Annotated in this window: 11 protein-coding genes; 2 read left to right on the top strand and 9 right to left on the bottom strand. The window is 63.8% G+C overall.

Features of this window, described 5'->3' with window-relative positions:
* Nucleotides 1–15 precede the first annotated feature (15 nt).
* Nucleotides 16–2,235, bottom strand: a complete 2,220-nt coding sequence (locus VSR82_RS06825) for a TonB-dependent receptor (protein WP_498857537.1) — start codon at nt 2,233–2,235, stop codon at nt 16–18.
* Nucleotides 2,236–2,715: 480 nt separating this feature from the next.
* On the opposite strand from VSR82_RS06825, the gene VSR82_RS06820 reads away from it, so the two are divergent.
* Nucleotides 2,716–3,711: an aldo/keto reductase gene (locus VSR82_RS06820; RefSeq protein ID WP_429456200.1), complete on the top strand. Its 996-nt coding sequence runs from the start codon at nt 2,716–2,718 to the stop codon at nt 3,709–3,711.
* 46 nt (nt 3,712–3,757) lie between these two features.
* Here the strand turns inward: VSR82_RS06820 and VSR82_RS06815 are convergent, their stop codons facing one another.
* The 5 genes from VSR82_RS06815 to VSR82_RS06795 form a co-directional block, all read right to left on the bottom strand.
* On the bottom strand, nt 3,758–4,324 hold the full coding sequence (locus VSR82_RS06815; RefSeq protein ID WP_429456202.1) for a YbhB/YbcL family Raf kinase inhibitor-like protein: 567 nt from the start codon (nt 4,322–4,324) through the stop codon (nt 3,758–3,760).
* 91 nt (nt 4,325–4,415) lie between these two features.
* On the bottom strand, nt 4,416–5,240 hold the full coding sequence (locus tag VSR82_RS06810) for an ROK family protein (protein ID WP_429456204.1): 825 nt from the start codon (nt 5,238–5,240) through the stop codon (nt 4,416–4,418).
* Nucleotides 5,241–5,303: 63 nt separating this feature from the next.
* Nucleotides 5,304–6,923 carry a glucose-6-phosphate dehydrogenase gene (gene zwf, locus VSR82_RS06805; protein WP_429456206.1) on the bottom strand — a complete coding sequence of 540 codons (1,620 nt, stop codon included), beginning with the start codon at nt 6,921–6,923 and terminating at the stop codon, nt 5,304–5,306.
* Between the two features lie 110 nt (nt 6,924–7,033).
* Complete coding sequence (locus VSR82_RS06800; RefSeq protein WP_429456208.1) at nt 7,034–9,805, bottom strand: MGH1-like glycoside hydrolase domain-containing protein; 2,772 nt, start codon at nt 9,803–9,805, stop codon at nt 7,034–7,036.
* 52 nt (nt 9,806–9,857) lie between these two features.
* A complete protein-coding gene (locus tag VSR82_RS06795; protein ID WP_498857536.1) occupies nt 9,858–11,828 on the bottom strand; it encodes an amylo-alpha-1,6-glucosidase in 1,971 nt (656 codons plus the stop codon).
* A gap of 212 nt (nt 11,829–12,040) precedes the next feature.
* Between VSR82_RS06795 and VSR82_RS06790 the strand changes: the two genes are divergently transcribed.
* Complete coding sequence (locus VSR82_RS06790) at nt 12,041–14,176, top strand: phosphocholine-specific phospholipase C (protein ID WP_429456212.1); 2,136 nt, start codon at nt 12,041–12,043, stop codon at nt 14,174–14,176.
* 78 nt (nt 14,177–14,254) lie between these two features.
* Here VSR82_RS06790 and VSR82_RS06785 read toward each other — a convergent pair whose 3' ends face one another.
* The 3 genes from VSR82_RS06785 to VSR82_RS06775 form a co-directional block, all read right to left on the bottom strand.
* On the bottom strand, nt 14,255–15,172 hold the full coding sequence (locus VSR82_RS06785) for a dihydrodipicolinate synthase family protein (protein WP_498857535.1): 918 nt from the start codon (nt 15,170–15,172) through the stop codon (nt 14,255–14,257).
* 321 nt (nt 15,173–15,493) lie between these two features.
* Entirely contained in the window at nt 15,494–16,609 is a 1,116-nt protein-coding gene (locus VSR82_RS06780) for a succinylglutamate desuccinylase/aspartoacylase family protein (RefSeq protein ID WP_368583388.1), read from the bottom strand.
* 36 nt (nt 16,610–16,645) lie between these two features.
* On the bottom strand, nt 16,646–17,413 hold the full coding sequence (locus VSR82_RS06775; RefSeq protein WP_429456217.1) for a transporter substrate-binding domain-containing protein: 768 nt from the start codon (nt 17,411–17,413) through the stop codon (nt 16,646–16,648).
* Nucleotides 17,414–17,458 lie beyond the last annotated feature (45 nt).

The following is a 17,458-nucleotide window of genomic DNA, read 5'->3' as shown; positions in this document are numbered from 1 at the left end:
TCGCCAACGCTCCCTTCAGAAGCGGTAATCGAACGTCGCGAGCAGCGTGCGGCCGATGCCCGGCACGGAACGTCCGCCGTCCGACGGAATCAACGCGTCGTAGTAGTACTTGTTGGTCAGGTTCAGCAGGTTCAGGCGCACGTCGTACTTCTTCGCGTGATAGGCCGCGGTCGCGTCCCAACGCGTGTAGCCCGGCACCTTCACGAAGTTCGTATTCGATGCATAACGCGACGACATATAGATCGGGCCGCCGCCGATTTCCCAGTGCGGCGTGATCGCGTACGTGGTCCAGAACGTCAGCGTGTTGCGCGGCGTGTTGGCCGGCGTGTGACCCTGCGTGCCGTCGGCCGCTTTCAGGATCTTCGCGTCCATGTACGTGTAGCCGCCGAAAATCTGCCATTTGTCGGTGATGTGTCCGGTCACGCTGGCCTGGAAGCCATCGACGCGAATGTCGCCGGCCAACTCGTATTCGGTCGGCGAGACCTGGGTGCGCGCGTTGTCCTTCTCTTCGCGGAACAATGCCGAGGTCAGCGAGATGTTGCCGCCGAACAGATCCCACTTGCCGCCGACTTCATACGACTTCGTCGATTCAGGCGAGAGGTTCTGCGTGAGATTCGTGACCGTCAGGTTTTCGAGCGACGGGTTGAACGACGTCCCGTACGACACGTAGTACGACTGCCAGTCGGTCGGCTGATAGATGACGCCCGTGCGCACGCTCGTGAAGTAGTTGGTCTGGCTCGCGAAAGCTGGCGCGTTGACGGTGTTGTGAATCTCGGCCGAGAAGCGATCCCAGCGCACACCGCCGATCAGCTTCCAGTGCGGCGTCAGCGTGATCGTGTCGTTCAGGTAGGCGGCGATTTCGTTCGCGCTCGAATCGGCGTAGTTGCCGACCGTCGTCGTCACGTTCGACGGCGTGCCGATGATCGGCGGATTGAGCATCGGCACGATCGGCAGGTTGTTGCGCGTGTACGCCTGGTTCGTATAGCTGTCGTGGCCCACTTCGACACCGGCGATCACGTCGTGCTTGATCGGCCCGGTGTCGAATTTGTATTCGACCATCGTGTCGTTGTAGATCGCGTGATTCTGGATCACGCGGTCATGACTCTGCAGCTTGATGAACAGGGCCGACGGCGGCAGCGTCGTGAAGTTGCCGTTGTTCAGCGCAGTGCTCGACGACAGCGGCCCGGTCAGCACCGCTTGCGGCGCGGTTTCGCGCGCGTCGGTCATCGAATGCGATATCTGTGTCTGGTTCGTCAGCGTCAGGTCGTCGGAGAACTTGTGCTTGATGGCCCCGGTGAAGATCTGCACGTTCTGGATCGTGCGGTCGCTGGTCAAACCGTAGAACGTGTTTTTCGGCACCGGCGACGGGCGGCCGTTCAGCGCCTGGATGCCGTAGTCGGGCATGTCGTTGTTGCGCTGGATCAGCGCCGACAGCGTGATCTCGGTCGGTGTGCCGATACCGAAGCGCAGCTCCGGCGCGACGCCGAAGTCCTTGTTCTTCATCACGTCGCGCGTCGAGCCGAGGCTCTGGCCGAACGCGTTCAGGCGGATCGCCGAGGTGTCGGTGAGCTTGTGGTTCACGTCGACGGTGGAGCGGTAGCGGTCGTTGGTGCCGATCATGCCGGAGACTTCCGCCGAGTCCGTCAGGTTCGCCTTCTTGCTGACCTGGTTGATCACGCCGCCTGTCGAGCCGCGGCCGAACAGCATCGACGACGGACCATATAGCACTTCGAGCGCTTCGAGGTCGAACGTGTCGCGGTAGTACTGGTTGCGGTCGCGGAAGCCGTCCAGATAGATGTCGTTCTGCGCGGTGAAGCCGCGCAGGTTGATGTTGTTGCCGATCTGGCCGCCCTCGGCCGCGCCGATCGTCACGCCGGGTGCGTTGCGCAGCGCGTCCGTAAACGACGTCGCGCCCTGCGAAGCGAGCAGGCTGCGATTGATCACGGTGACGGTCTGCGGAATGTCGCGCAGCGCGGTCGGGGTCTTCGCGCCGACGGTCGCGCGCTCGGCCTGAAAGTCCTGCTGGACGGCCTGAGCCTGCACGCCGATGGTCGGCAACGTCGGCGCGTCCGTAGCGGGTGCGTTGTTCTGTGCGTTGCTTTGTACGTTCTGCGGCGCGCTGGAGGCGGCCGGTTGCGACGCGCTTTGCGGTGCGCTTTGCGCGAGCGCAGGCGTCGCATAAGGAACGGCAAAAGCGAGCGCTAGCGCTGTCGCCAGCGGCGTGTGATTGAGCATGGAAATCCCGTCAGAAATGCGCTTTGTCGAATTCGCATCCATGACGTCGAATTCATGACAAAAACGCAAATGGCTGGCTGCCGCTCTCCGTTGTGTGAGGGGAGATGACGGGGATCGCTGGCTAGGTTTAAATGAGAATCGCTATCATTTCATACACAGAGGAAGGCATCAAACGCGGCGTGCATTACTTCGCGGAAAGGATTTGTTTCTATTTTTTTCTATCGAAAGCTATCTGTAAAAACATGAAGGGTGGTCGACCGGCTTTATTACTACTTGTAATTTTTTGCTTGCAAAAGGCTTATCAGTGGCGCGCTCAAGAGTCCATTTATCATTACGCGATTTCTTTCATTTAAATAATGTCGCATCGCGGCGGTCGCGCGCATCGAATCGCGAGTCCGTTTATCCTTTTTACAACACCGCATATAACATTAAGGCCCCACCCTTCCGGCAAACGCTTTCGTCCCCTCTGGAGTCGACTTCATGCAATATCGCCAATTCGGCCGCACCGGCCTGACCGTTTCGCGCCTGTGTCTCGGCACCATGACTTTCGGTCTGCAAACCGAAGAAGCCGCATCGCACCGCATCCTCGATACGGCCGCGGATGCGGGCGTCAATTTCATCGATACCGCGAACGTCTACCCGCTCGGCGCGGGCGAAGACCTGGCCGGACGCACCGAAGAAATCGTCGGACGCTGGCTGAAGGGCAAGCGCGAGCGCTTCATCGTCGCGACCAAGGCGGTCGGCAAGATGGGGCCCGCCGCGTGGGATCAGGGCGCGTCGCGCAAACACCTGCTCGATGCGATCGATGCGTCCTTGCAGCGCCTCGGCACTGACTACGTCGACCTGTACCAGCTCCATTCCGACGACGCGAAAACCCCGCTCGACGAGACGCTCGAAGCACTCGATACGATCGTGCGCTCGGGCAAGGCGCGCTATATCGGCGTGTCGAATTTTCTTGCGTATCGGCTCGCGCGAGCTTTGGGACGCGCGGACGTGCTGCGCGTCGCGCGCTTCGTGTCGGTCCAGCCGCGCTACAACCTGCTGTTTCGTCAGATCGAGCGTGAGCTGCTGCCGCTGGCCGCCGAGGAGCAGCTAGCCGTGATGCCCTATAACCCGCTTGCGGGCGGACTGCTGACGGGCAAGCATCGGCTCGATGCGACGCCCGCCGAAGGGCGCTTCACCGAAAGCGTCGGCAAGGCTGGCGCGATGTATCAAGAGCGCTATTGGCACGAGCGCGAGTTCGACACGATCGAAAGACTGAAGGCGATCGCTGCGCCGACCGGCGAGTCGTTGGCGAAGATATCGCTTGCGTGGGTACTCGCGAATCCGCTGATTACGTCGGCGATCATTGGTGCGAGTCGCGCGGAGCAGTTGAGCGATACGCTCGCGGCGGCCGAGTTGACGCTCGACGACGCCATCAAGACTCAGCTCGATGAAGCGAGCGTGCAGTATCGCTGGGGAGATGCGGCGCGCTAAGCGCCCTTCGGCAGATCACGCGCGGTAGGTGTTTGCCCGCGCGACTTCATCGTCCATAGCGCAGCACGGTGCTCGTCGCGGCGAGCACGTGATCCTTGATCGCGGCGAGGAACGCGTCGCGCGTCAAGCCGGCCGGCAATGCGTCGGGCGGCAGATCGAGCGCATAGACCTGCGCGACGTAGTGGTGCGGCACATCGCCGACTGGCGGACACGGCCCGTAATAGCCGGGGCCGCCGGTGCGATTCGTGCCGGCGACGCTGCCCGCCGGCGCGGCTTCGCCCTCGGCGAGTCCGGTCGTACCCGGTGCGATGCCATACACGATCCAGTGCACGATGCCGAGGCCTTTCGCGCCGTCGGGATCGAAGATCGTCACCGCGAAGCTCTTTGCGCCGGCCGGCGCGTTATGCCATTGCAATGCGGGCGACACGTTGCCGCCGCCGCAGTTGTTCGCGCTCGCCGCGTGACTCACGTTGAGCGTGCCGCCGTCCGCCAGTCCTGGTGACGACACTGCGAAGGCCGGTGCCGCGTAGGCATGCGCGCTCGTGCAAGCGAGCAGCGCGCACGCGACAGCGGAGAGGAGGCGCCGCGCGATGTCCCGTTGAATGCGAGTCATGGAGAGTCTCTGGGTTTGGGAAGGTTACTGAGGGCCTTGGAAGGAGCGTGGCAGCGCTGAGAAGCCCATCAAGCAGCAACCGCCCACCCCCTCACTTCGGCTTGAACCGCCCCGTCTTCTCCGTGGCCTCCGGAAACTGCCGCGTCTCGCGCACCGACAGCGGATGCCACAACTTCGCACCGCCCTCTATCCCCGCGTCGTTCGATACGGTCGCCACGTTCGCCGGCAGCTTGAACTTGATGCGCGCTGCGTTACCGCCGCCGATCCACAGCTTGTCGTAATTGACCAGTGACTCGAGAATGCCGACCACCTTCTCGACACGCCGGTTCCAACGCTTGTTGCCGACCTGCTCGCGCGCGGCCTCGCCGATGTATTCGTCGTACGCGACACCCTTCTTGCTGACCGGATGATGCGCGAGCTCCAGATGCGGCATCAGCTCGCCATCGCGAAACATCGCGGTGCCGGCGCCGGTGCCGAGCGTCAGCACGAATTCGAGGCCGTGGCCTTCGATCGCCGCGAAGCCCTGCATCTCGGCGTCGTTGATCATCCGCACCGGCAGACCGCCCAGGCGCCGCGCGAGCGAATCCGCGAGCGCGATGTCGTGCCATCCTTCGATGCCGAAGTGCGGCGCGGTCAGAATGCGGTTATCGCGCACGACACCCGGAAAGCCGATCGAGATACAAACAGGCTGCACCTGCTCGATGAGCGGAGCCACGAGCTGCACGAGCGCGTCAACCAGTTGATCCGGCGTGCACGGATGCGGCGTCGCAACGCGCACACGCTCGGTTTTCATCTGCCCGTTGGCGTCGATGATCGCGGCCTTAAGGCCGGTGCCGCCGACGTCGATCGCGAGGATGTGCTCGCTGCCGCTCTTCGGCGCGTTTCGTTTCACTGCGTTCCTGTTGCGTGTCGCCACGATGTCTCCAGGTTGTGGTGAGGCGGTTGTGATGCGTTTCTGCGGGTTCGTTCAAAGCTGCCGCTACGACTTGCCACTAGGCGCTTTCTGCTGCAACGGCCGCCACGCGTGGCCATCGCGCGCGAGTAGCGCGTCGGCTTCGGCCGGCCCGTCGCTGCCTGCGGCGTAACCGTGCACCGGCAGAGCACCGCCGCTCTTCGGATGCAGCACGTCGTCGACCGCACACCAGGCCGTCTCGATGCCATCGGCGCGCTGGAACAACGTTGCGTCGCCGAGCATGCAGTCGTATAGCAGCGTCTCGTATCCGACGTTCGCGCGCTCATCGAAGAAGTCGCCATAGTTGAACGACGATTGCACCGCACCGATCTGCATCACCGGGCCCGGCGCCTTCACATTGAAATCGAAACTCGAGCCGTGCTCGGGATCGATGCGCAACGTCAGCACGTTCGGCGTCAATGCGTTGACCGGCGTGTCGCGGAACAGGCGGAACGGCACCGGCTTCAACTGCACCGAAATTTCGGTGCGGCGCACTGAGAGCCGCTTGCCGGTACGCAGATAGAACGGCACGCCGGCCCAACGCCAGTTCTCGACGAACACGCGCGCCGCCGCGTAGGTTTCGGTCGTGCTGCCGGGCGCGACGTCGGGCTCCTCGCGATAGCCCACACCGGCGGGCCCTGTTTCGTACTGGCCGAATACGACGCCGTCGGGCTTCAGCGGCTGGATCGCGTCGAACAGCTCGACCTTCTTGTCGCGCACGGCTTCGGCGTCGAACGAATTCGGCGGCTCCATCGCAACGATGCCGAGCAGTTGGAACAGATGGTTCGGCACCATGTCGCGAAACGCGCCGGTCTGCTCGTAGAACCGACCGCGCCCCTCGACGCCGATCGTTTCCGCCGCCGTGATCTGCACGCAGTCGATGTACTCGCGCCGCCAGACCGGCTCGAACATCGCATTCGCGAAGCGCACCGCGAGAATGCTCTGCACGGTGTCCTTGCCGAGAAAATGGTCGATGCGGTACACCTGCGATTCCTTCGCATACGACAGGATGTGCGCGTTCAGATCGCGCGCCGATGCGAGATCAGTGCCGAACGGCTTCTCGATCACGAGACGCCGAAAGCCGCCGTTCGCACCGTCGCCTTCCTTCAGCAGACCGGCCTTGCCGAGCCGCTCGGCGATCGGTTTGAAAAAACGCGCGCCGACCGCGAGGTAAAAAATCACGTTGCCGACTTTCGACTGATCGAGCTTCTGTTTCATCTTGGCGAACGTATCGTCGGATTCGAACTCGCCCGCCATGTATTCGAGGCGCTGCGCGACCCAGTTCCACGCGTTGTCGTCGAGCTTGCCGGCGTGGAAGGTGCTGGCCTTGTCGGCGGCGAATTTCTGCAGCGACGTATGCAGTTCGTCGCACCATTCGCGCGTTTCGCGCTCACCGTGATTGACGCCGATGATCTTCATGCTGTCGTCGAGCAGTCCATCGACCGAGAGGTTGTAGAGCGCCGGCATCAACAGACGTTTGGTCAGATCGCCGCCCGCGCCGAAGATCACGAGCGTGCACGGCGGTGCGGGCTTCTTGCCGGCGGGCGACGACAGCGTGTCGTATCGGTTCGAGCTGAGCTTGCAGCTCAAGGCGGGCGTTGCGTTGGTCTGATCGGAAGAGGCGGAAGAGTTCGGTGTAGTCGACATGGGATTCACCTGGAACCTGGTAGGCCGATGGAACGAGCGTGGCGATACATGAAAGACCACGGGCGCTGCCGCACAGTTCAATCGCCTTCGCGCGCGAGCGCGCGGCGTGCTTACTTCGACGTCGCGGCCGCGAGCGACGGCACCGGTTCTTTCACCGGAATCGGCGCGGGCGCCGGCGCCGGTTCCCCGGCAAGCGGCACGTTGCCCGACGCCGCCATCGCGCGCGGCTGCAACAGCAACGCGACGAGCCCGGTCCAGCCGGTCTGATGCGAAGCGCCGACGCCACGACCGTTGTCGCCATGAAAATACTCGTGGAACAGGATCAGATCCTGTGAACGCGGGTCCGCCTGCAACAGCGGATACGCGCCCATCACCGGCCGCTCGCCGTTCTTGTCCTTCAGGAACAGCGTGGTCGCGCGGCGCGCGAGTTCGTCGCCGATTTCGCTCAACGAGAACTTCTGGCCCGACCCGGTCGGATACTCGACGCGGAAATCATCGCCGTAATAGCGATGAAACTCGTACAGCGATTCGATCAGCAGATAGTTGACCGGCATCCACACCGGCCCGCGCCAGTTCGAATTGCCGCCGAACACACGGGTATCGGATTCGGCCGGCAGATACTTCACGCAGAAGCTGTTGCCGTTGTGCTGGAACACGAACGGATGCTCGCGATGGCAACGCGACAACGCCCGCACGCCGTGATCGGAAAGAAATTCGCTTTCGTCGAGCGCTCGCCGTAACAACGCCTTCATCCGATGCCCGCGCAACAACGACAACAGCAGCGCGTTGCCCTTGCCGGGTTCGTTCCAGCGCGACACCAGCTTCGCGAGATCGGGCCGATGCTCGAGAAACCATACGAGGCGCTCGCGCAAGCCCGGCAAGCCGCCATGCAAACGCTCTTCGAGCACATGCACGGCGAACAGAGGTATCAGTCCGACGATCGAGCGAACGCGCATCGGCATGTTGCTGCCGTCGGGCAAGCGCAGCTTGTCGTAGAAGAATTCGTCCGCGCTGTCCCACAGACCCGTGTCGCAGCCGTCGTCGCAACTGACCGCTTCCGCGATGTACAGGAAGTGCTCGAAGAACTTCACGCCGATGTCGACGAACACGTGATTCGCGTAAGCGAGTTCGAGCGCGATCCGCATCAGGTCGAGCGCATACGCGGCCATCCACGCGGTGCCGTCGGCCTGGTCGATGTGGCCGCCGGTCGGCAGCGGCGACGAGCGGTCGAAGATGCCGACGTTGTCGAGCCCGAGAAAGCCGCCCTGGAAAATATTGTGGCCGTCGGCGTCCTTGCGATTCACCCACCACGAGAAATTCAACAGCAGCTTGTGAAACACGAGCTCCAGAAAATCGCGGTCCGCCTTGCCGGTCAGCGCGCGATCGATCTCGTACACGCGCCATGCGGCCCAAGCATGCACGGGCGGGTTCGCGTCGCTGAGCGCCCATTCGTAAGCGGGCAACTGGCCGTTCGGGTGTTGATAGCGGTCCTTCACGAGCAGCAGCAATTGCTTCTTCGCGAACGCCGGATCGATCAGCGCGAACGCGGCGGCATGAAACGCGAGGTCCCACGACGCGTACCACGGGTATTCCCACTTGTCCGGCATCGACACGATGTCCGCGTTGCACAGATGTCGCCAGTCCCTGTTGCGGCCCTGCTTGCGCGCGGCGGGCGGGCTCGGCTGCAGTGGGTCGCCGTCGAGCCAGCGCTGCACGTCGTACTGGTAGTACTGCTTCGACCACAGCATGCCGGCGAGCGCCTGGCGTTGCACGAGGCGCGCATCGCGGTCGGTGATCTCGTGCTGCAACGCGCCATAGAATTCGTCCGCCTCGGCGAGGCGGCGCGCGATCAACGCGTCGGCATCGAATGGCGCTTCATCGGTCGCCGATTGCGGGTGCCAGCGCAGATACACCACCGCGCGTGCATGCGGCCCGAGTTCCAGCTGCGCATGCGCGGCGGCCTTGGTGCCTGCGTCACGACGGATCGCGTTCGCGTCGCCGTGCACGAGGTAGTCGTTGAAGCCGTCCTTGAACGGGCCCGCACCGTCCATGCCGAACAGCCGCTTGACGTTGGTGTCGTTCTCGCAGAACAGCCACGCGAGTTGCGGCGCGTCCTTCGACCACGCGGTCACCACGATCGGCTCATGCACATGGTGATGGCCAAGCAGACGCACCGCGCCGTCGTGGTCGGTGCCGGCGACGAGCTTCGGCTTGTCCTTGTTCTCCTTCCACGACCACGAGTTGCGCGCCCAGATCTGCGGCAGCACGTCGAGCGAGGCCGCCTCGTCCGCGCGATTTTCGATCGTCACGCGCATCACGATGTCATCGGGCGTGTGCTTCGCGTATTCGACCTGCACGTCGAAATAGCGCAGATCGTCGAACACGCCGGTATCGAGCACTTCGTACTCCGGCATGTCCCCGCCGCGGCGCGCGTTTTCGTCGATCAGATCCTGATACGGATAGGCCGCATGTGGGTACTTGTACAGCATGCGCATGTAAGAGTGCGTGGGCGTGCCGTCCAGATAGAAGTACAGCTCCTTCACGTCCTCGCCGTGATTGCCCTGCGCGTTGGTCAGGCCGAACAGGCGCTCCTTGATGATCGGGTCCTTGCGGTTCCACAGCGCGAGCGATACACACCAGCTGAGCCGGTCGTCGCCGAATCCGGCGATGCCGTCTTCGCCCCAGCGGTAGGCGCGGCTGCGCGCATGGTCGTGCGGAAACGAGTCCCAGGCGGTGCCGTCCGCGCTGTAGTCCTCGCGCACCGTGCCCCACTGGCGCTCGCTCAGATACGGCCCCCAGCGCTGCCAGTGGCCGCATTCGGGCGAATGCAGCCGGGAACCTTCGAGCGTGGCAAGCAGATTGGCAGCGCGCAGCGGTGGCATGAGAACGTCCTTGCAACAAGCTTGGCGGTAGGACCCAACATCGTAGCGCGGTTTACGCCCCGTCGCGCTCGAATCGGGCAAGCAGACTTTCGACGCGCAGCATTTCTCCGAGCGACCAGGCCTGGAACGGCGTGCCGGCGGGCGCGTGCGGCGCATCGCCGTCGGCGATCTCGGACAGGTGGTCGAGCCCTGCGTGATCGAGATGCTGGTACAGCGGCGCGAGAAAACGCGTCCTCGCCTGCGCGAGATTCGTGGCGCTTGTGCCATTCACTCGCAGCCACGCTTCGACGAACGGGCCGATCAGCCATACCCACACGGTGCCCTGATGATAGGCGCCGTCGCGTTCGAGCTGCGCGCCGCGGTAGTGGCCGCGATAGGCCGGATCGGACGGCGCAAGCGAGCGCAGGCCGAGCGGCGTCAGCAATTGCGCTTCGACCTGCGCCACGACCGCGCGCGCCGCCGCGCCTTCGAGCAGCGGAAACGGCAGGCCACCGATCGCGAAGATCTGGTTCGGCCGGACCGAGCGATCGACCGTACCCGGCACATGATCGACGTCGACGCTATCGAACAGCGTCTGCGTGGCCGGATCGACGAAGCGCCGGTGAAATGCGAGCGTCGCTTGCTCCGCAGCCTGCCGCCACTGCGGGTTCCATGCCGACGCGATTCGCAGCGCATTGATCCATAGCGCCTGCACTTCGACCGGCTTGCCGATGCGCGGCGTGACGACCCAATCGCCGACTTTCGCATCCATCCACGTCAGTTGCACGCCGGGGATGCCGGCGCGCAGCAGACCGTCGTCGGGACAGCAGGCGATGTTAAAGCGCGTGCCGTTCGTGTAGCCGGTCAGGATCGCTTCGGCGGCTTGCTGCAGATGCGCGCGCGTCTGCGCGCTTGCATGGGGCATAGCCAGATAGTCGTGAACCGCGACGATGAACCATAGCGACGCATCGACCGAGTTGTATTCGGGCGCGTCGCCATAGTCGGGGAAGCGGTTCGGCAGCATGCCGTCGGACAGCGTGCCCGACCATTCGAGCAGGATCGCTTCGGCCTCGTCGAGACGGTTCGATGCGATCAGCAGGCCGCGCATCGCGATGAAGGTGTCGCGGCCCCAGTCGGTGAACCACGGAAAGCCTGCGAGGATCGTGCGGCCTTCGTTGCGCGTGACGACGTAGGCGTCGGCCGACCGCTGCAGGCGCGAGCCGAGTGCGGTGCGGCGTTGTTGTTCGGTGTCGGCGAGCTCGGCGGCGTGGGCGGCGGCTTGCGGTTTGTCGTTGGAGCTTTGGGTGGCGGCCGTGCTCGCTGCACTCAGAATCATCACCGCTTCACCCTGTGCGAGATCGAAGCTGAACACGCCGGGCGCCGCGAGGTCTTCGCTGCAGTCGAGACCGCGCTCCTGCTCGCGCACGTAGCAGAAGTTGCGATACCACTCGGGCGCATGCGTATAGGTGCCGTTCGTCGCCGCCCGCACGACCGGCAGTCCGCCATACGGCTGCCAGCTCGCGCACGATTGATCGGCGCTGAGTAGCGCACCGAAGTCGAAGGCCGGATTCTCGTGATGCAACGCGTGATAATCGCGGCCCGACAACAGCGGTCTGACCTTCATCATCGGCGCATCGAGTCCGCCGCCTTCGAGCCGCCAGCGCAATACCGTTTCGCACGTCGCTTTGCTGACGAACACCTCGGCGATGATCGCAGTATGCGTATCGAGTCGAATGCGCCAGCTCGGCCACGGCGCGGTATCGAAACCGAGCAGCTTGCCGCGCAGATCCGGATAGATCACGTCAGGCCCATAGCGTTGCATGGTCACCGGGAAGCGCTCGCCGCCCGCCTCTACCCACGCCTCGATGCCGTTGACGAGCACCATGCGCCCGCCCGGCGCGCGCGTCGCGGCTAGCAGCAGCGCATGGTAGCGGCGCGTGCGCAACATACCGACCGTGCCCGACGCAAAGCCGCCGAAGCCGTCGGCTTCGAGCCATTCGTCTTCGAGTTGCGAGATGTCGATGGATGAATCGATGCGAGTCATTGAATCGTGCTCATACGCGAACCGGAATGCAGCAAACATAGCGCAGATGGCAGCGCCATGAACATCGATCTTCCCAATACTTTCCATTGTCTTTCGATCAACCGACGACTAGCTCGCAACTGATCGGCAAGAGCAACGTGTCACCGACAACGAAACACCCCAACTTCGCGTCCACCCGCGCTATTCTTCCTTTACGCAGAAGGTGATATTCGATGACATCAACTAGTCGTCGCCGTTTCCTGCAAACCGTGGCTTCATCCGCGGGCGCCGCCGCCGCGATGAGCGCATTGCCCGAGTCGATCCGCAACGCGCTGGCAGTGCCCGCGTTTTCGCGCACGGGCACGATTCGCGACGTCGAGCACATCGTGGTGTTCATGCAGGAGAACCGCTCGTTCGACCACTACTTCGGTCATTTGCGCGGCGTGCGCGGCTACAACGACCGCTTCCCGATTCCGCTGCCGAGCGGTCTGCCGGTGTGGAATCAGCCGTCGAAGGAAGACCCGGCCAGGCCCATGCTGCCGTTCCATCTGAACACCGCGACGACGAGCGCGCAATGCGTCGGCGAACTCGATCACACGTGGCACAAGACCCAATCCGCGATCGACCGCGGCCGCTGCGACCAATGGCCCGCCAACAAGACCGGCATGACGATGGGCTACCACCTGCGTAGCGACATCCCATTCCACTACGCGCTCGCCGACGCATTCACGATTTGCGATGCGTACTACTGCTCGCTGCCGGGACCGACGCACCCGAACCGCGCGTATCTGATGACCGGCACGATCGACCCGACCGGCACGCTGGGCGGCCCGCTGCTCGACAACAACGATTGGGCGGACGGCGATCGTCCGCCGAATTATCAGTTGCTGTCGTGGACCACGTATCCGGAGCGTCTGCAGGCCGCGGGCATTTCATGGCAGATCTATCAGCAGGGCACGACGGCCTTCGATCCGCTTAACGGCAACTACGGCACCAACATCCTTCAGAACTTCACGAATTTCATCAACGCTCAGCCGGGTTCGCCGCTCCACGAGCGCGCGCAAACCGTGCGCACGGTCGACGACCTGAAAGCCGACGTGCTCGCGAACCGGCTGCCGCAGGTGTCGTGGCTGTGCGCGCCGGCTGCGTATTCGGAGCATCCGAACTTCACGCCCGCGTACGGCGCCGAATACACGACGCAGATTCTCGACGCGCTGACGTCGAACCCCGAGGTGTGGAGCAAGACCGTGCTCTTCGTCATGTACGACGAGAACGACGGCTTCTTCGATCACCTCGTGCCGCCGCAACCGCCGACGACGTCCGCACAAGGCAAGTCGACAGTGACGACCGACGGCGAGATCCACGACGTCGTCAATCCGCTGCGCGGCGGCAAATACACGGCCGACGGCTATCCGTACGGCCTCGGCCCGCGCGTGCCGATGACGATCGTGTCGCCGTGGACCAAGGGCGGCTTCGTGTGCTCGCAGGTGTTCGATCACACGTCGGTGATCCGCTTCATCGAAACGCGCTTCGGCGTGCATGAGCCGAACATCACGGCATGGCGTCGCGCGGTGTGCGGCGATCTGAGCACCGCGTTCGACTTCCGCACGCCGGATTCAAGGATGCCGACGCTGCCGGATACCAAAAGCTACCTGGACATGGCCGACAACCAGTGCAAGACGCAACCGAAGCCGACCGTGCCGACGACGCCGGCTCCGGTCGAAGCGCAAGAAGCGGGCATCCGCTTTGCGCGCGCGTTGCCGTACGAACTGCACGTGAACGGCGCGGCGAATGCGGACAGGAACACGTTTGAAATCACGATCGGCAACACCGGCGAGCAGGGCGCGCACTTCTATGTGTACGCGACGAATCGCACCGATGGTCCGTGGCGCTACACGGTCGAAGCGGGCAAGTCGCTCAGCGATACGTTCAACCTGAGCACGACGAACGGCGTGTATGCGTTCGACGTGTTCGGTCCGAACGGCTTCGTGCGCAAGTTCGCGGGGAACACGCAGGCGAGCACGCAGAATGTGCATAACAACTACAAGACGGCTCAGCCTGAAGTGACCGCGCGATACGACGTCGCGAATGGCAACGTGTTCCTGAGGTTCAGCAACGGCAGTCGTGGCATCGCGCATCTGACTGTGATCGACAACGCGTACGGCGCGCGGCCGCGCACCATGGTCGTGCCGGCCAATGCCCATATCGAAGAAGGCTGGGTGCTTGCGTCGAGCCATCACTGGTACGACCTGACGGTGACGAGCAGCGACGACGCAAGCTTCTCGCGCCGCTTTGCCGGTCACGTCGAGAACGGCCGGCCGAGTATCAGCGATCCGGCTGCGGTCGCTCCGGTGCTGACGGCGAGTTGAGATCAGCGCTCGCGGTTGGGGTTCGGCATCCTGTTTCCCCTACCAGGCGGACAGGATGCCGATGTCTTTCAGGCGTTCCTAAAGACCAACGTCCGGCAGCGTCGGACGCGTAGCGAGCGCCTTCGCGACGATGTCTTTGACTTCGGCGAGCGTGTCGCCTTGCAGCGCGAGGCGCGGCGGACGCGTAACGGCGCTGCCTCGGCCGAGCAGGTCCTCGCACAGCTTGATGCATTGCACGAGGTCAGGGCGCGCGTCGAGGTGCAACAGCGGCATGAACCAGCTGTACAGCGCCAACGCTTCATCGAAACGCTTCTGCGTGGCGAGACGAAACAGCGTCTCGCCTTCCTTCGGGAACGCGTTCGACATCCCCGACACCCACCCTTCCGCACCCACCGCGATGCTTTCGACCACCACGTCGTCGAGGCCGGCGAACAGCACGAAGCGGTCGCCCACCGCGTTGCGCAGATCGATGAAGCGCCGCGTATCGCCCGAGGAATCCTTGAAGCAGACGATGTTCTCGCAGTCCTGCAGCGCGATCAGCACGTCCGGCGTCACGTCGTTCTTGTAGATCGGCGGGTTGTTGTAGATCATCACCGGCAGGTCGGTGCTGGTCGCGACCGAGCGGAAATGCGCGGCGGTTTCGTGCGGCTTCGCGGAATAGACGAGCGCCGGCATCACCATCACGCCGTCGACGCCGACACGCGCCGCTTCACGCACCGTCTGCCGCGCGAACTCGGTCGTGAACTCGGCGACGCCCGCGACGACCGGCACCTTACCGCCGCACGCGTCGCGCGCGGCCTCGATCACCTGCAACTTTTCCGACGTGCTCAGCGAAGTGTTTTCACCGACCGTGCCGCAGACCACCAGACCCGACACGCCATCCTTGACGAGATTGCTGACCACGCGGTGCGTCGCGTCGATGTCGAGCGAGAAATCCGGCTTGAACTGGGTGCTGACGGCGGGAAACACCCCGCTCCACTGGATAGCCTTGCTCACTTTGTCCGTCTCCTTCAAAAAGCCGGCCGCGCCGACACACGTTGAATATGACGACGAGTATCGGCCTTTGTCCGCAAGCGGGCTTGGGCTTTTTCGCGGCTGAAAGAGATTAAATCCGCACAATCGGCGAGACGCGGAATAGCCGCGTCGGGTCGCGCCATTCAACTTCACGGCAACGCTGCAGCGGCGCATGTGAGCGCCGTCGCGCGATGCGTCGACGCGGTCCCGGATGCCGAGGCCGGCATAGCGGCACGCGATGCGTCGTAGCTCTTGCCGCCCGCGCGTAGGCGGTGCGACGAGGCGCGCGCCTCCGTCAAACGATCAGGCGCCCAGCAACACACCCGTTCTGATCGGCCGCGTGCCGGTCACGCGACCGAGCGGCGCACCGGCCGTCACGAAACGGATCGCGCGCCGCATATACAGCACCCCTTCGGTATGGCTCGCGATCGTGGTCGTCTCGTCGGTCAGCGGATCGACGATATCGAACAGCGGCTGGCCGACGCGGATCGTGTCGCCGATCTTCGCGCGGTGCACGAGAATCCCGCTTACCGGCGCATAGAACTGCTCGCTGCCCGCGAGCGGCGTCGCCGGCGACAACAGCGGCGGCAACGGCTTGGCCTCACCGCGAATCGCACCGCGCCACACCAGATAGTCGACGAGCGCGTCGGCATCCTGCTGCGCGATTTCGTACGACACGTCGCGCTGGCCGCGGCATTCGACCGTCACCGCGATCGACCCGGTCGGCACCGGCTTACTCGCCGGCATCTGCTGCTGCAACGTCCACCACAGTAGGCTATGCGTTTCGTCGAACGCGCCGCCGCCCGAATCCGTCGCGAGCAACGAAGCCTCGGCGCCGAGGTAGCGCGACAGCGGCTCGAACTCGGCCCACGCTGCCTCGCTCGTGTACACATGCATCGCCGCTTCGAGCGAGCAATGCAGATCGATCACGACGTCCGCGTCGCACGACAGCTTCAGCAGCGCCAGTTGCAGCGAGTCGAATTCGGTCAGCGGCTTCTGTCGCGCAAGTTCGGCCGCGAGCAGTGCGCGCACGATGCGGCGGTTCTCGTTCGCGTCGGTACCCAGCACCTCCTTTGCATTCTCGACGAGCTTCGTGAACTGCACGAAATGCCGGTTGAAGTTCTTGCCGCTGCCGAGATCGAAGCGGCCGACGAACTGACCGAGCACGTATTGACTGAGCCCGACCGGATTCGACACCGGCACGAGCACGATTTCCGCATTCAGCGCGCCGGCCTGTTCGAGCTCCAGCAAACGCCGTTTCAGCAGCACCGTGGTCAGCATCGACGGTGTTTCGTCGGCATGCAGCGACGCCTGGATGTAGATCTTCTGCGCGCTATTGGCCGGGCCGAAATGAAACGACACCAGCTCGCGGTGCGTGCCGATAGCCGGCGACAGAAGCGGAATCGATTGCCTGTTCATGAATGGAAAGCTGTGAAGATGAGTTGGAAATCCGGATCAGTTGCCGTACGGATCGAAGTCGAAGTACTTCTTCGCAATCCGCGCATAGGTGCCGTCCTCGCGCATCGACGCGATCGCCGCGTTGATCGATGCCTGCACCCCGGTTTCGTCTTTGCGCAAGCCGATGCCGACGCCGCGATCGCCCATCGAAAGCGGCTCGCCGACAAACGCGAAGCCCTTGCCCGCGGGCGTGCGCAGGAAGCCGTAATCGGCCTCGACGGTGCCGAGCAACGCACCGTCGAGCCGCCCGTTGCGCAGATCGGCGAACACCTCGTCCTGGCTCTTGTAGGCGACCACGTTCGCGCCGAGCGGCGTCCAGTTCTTCAGCGCGTAGCCCTCGAACTGCGTGCCCGACTGCACGCCGATCTGCTTGCCGGCAAGTCCGCTCGCCGTAGGCGCGAGCGCTGAGCCTTGCCGCGCGATCAGCCGCGACTTGAACTGGAACAGCTTCGACGAAAACAAAATCTGCTGCTCGCGCTTCTCGGTGATCGCCATCGACGACAGCACCGCGTCGATCTTGCGTGCCTGCAGCGCCGGGATCATGCCCGAAAACTCGAGTTCGACCCACTGGCAATGCGCGTGGATGCGCCGGCAAATCTCGTTGCCGAGATCGACGTCGAAGCCCTTCAGGCTGCCGTCGGGTGCCTTCGAGTCCATCGGCGGATAGGTCGGGTCGATGCCGAGGCGCAATGTGTTGGCGTCAGCGGCGAACGCGCCGCTGCTGAAAGCCAGCGCGGCGCAAAGAGTCATCAGCAGAGTTTTCATGGAAGGCGACGGGGAGCGGATCAGGACAGCGCGATCGTAAGCTGC

Origin of the sequence: Burkholderia sp. JPY481, assembly GCF_038900515.1 — a bacterium.
GTDB classification, from domain to species: Bacteria; Pseudomonadota; Gammaproteobacteria; order Burkholderiales; family Burkholderiaceae; genus Paraburkholderia; species Paraburkholderia youngii.
The sequence above is the reverse complement of the archived record's forward strand: the minus strand, read 5'-3'. Positions and strand labels throughout refer to the sequence as shown.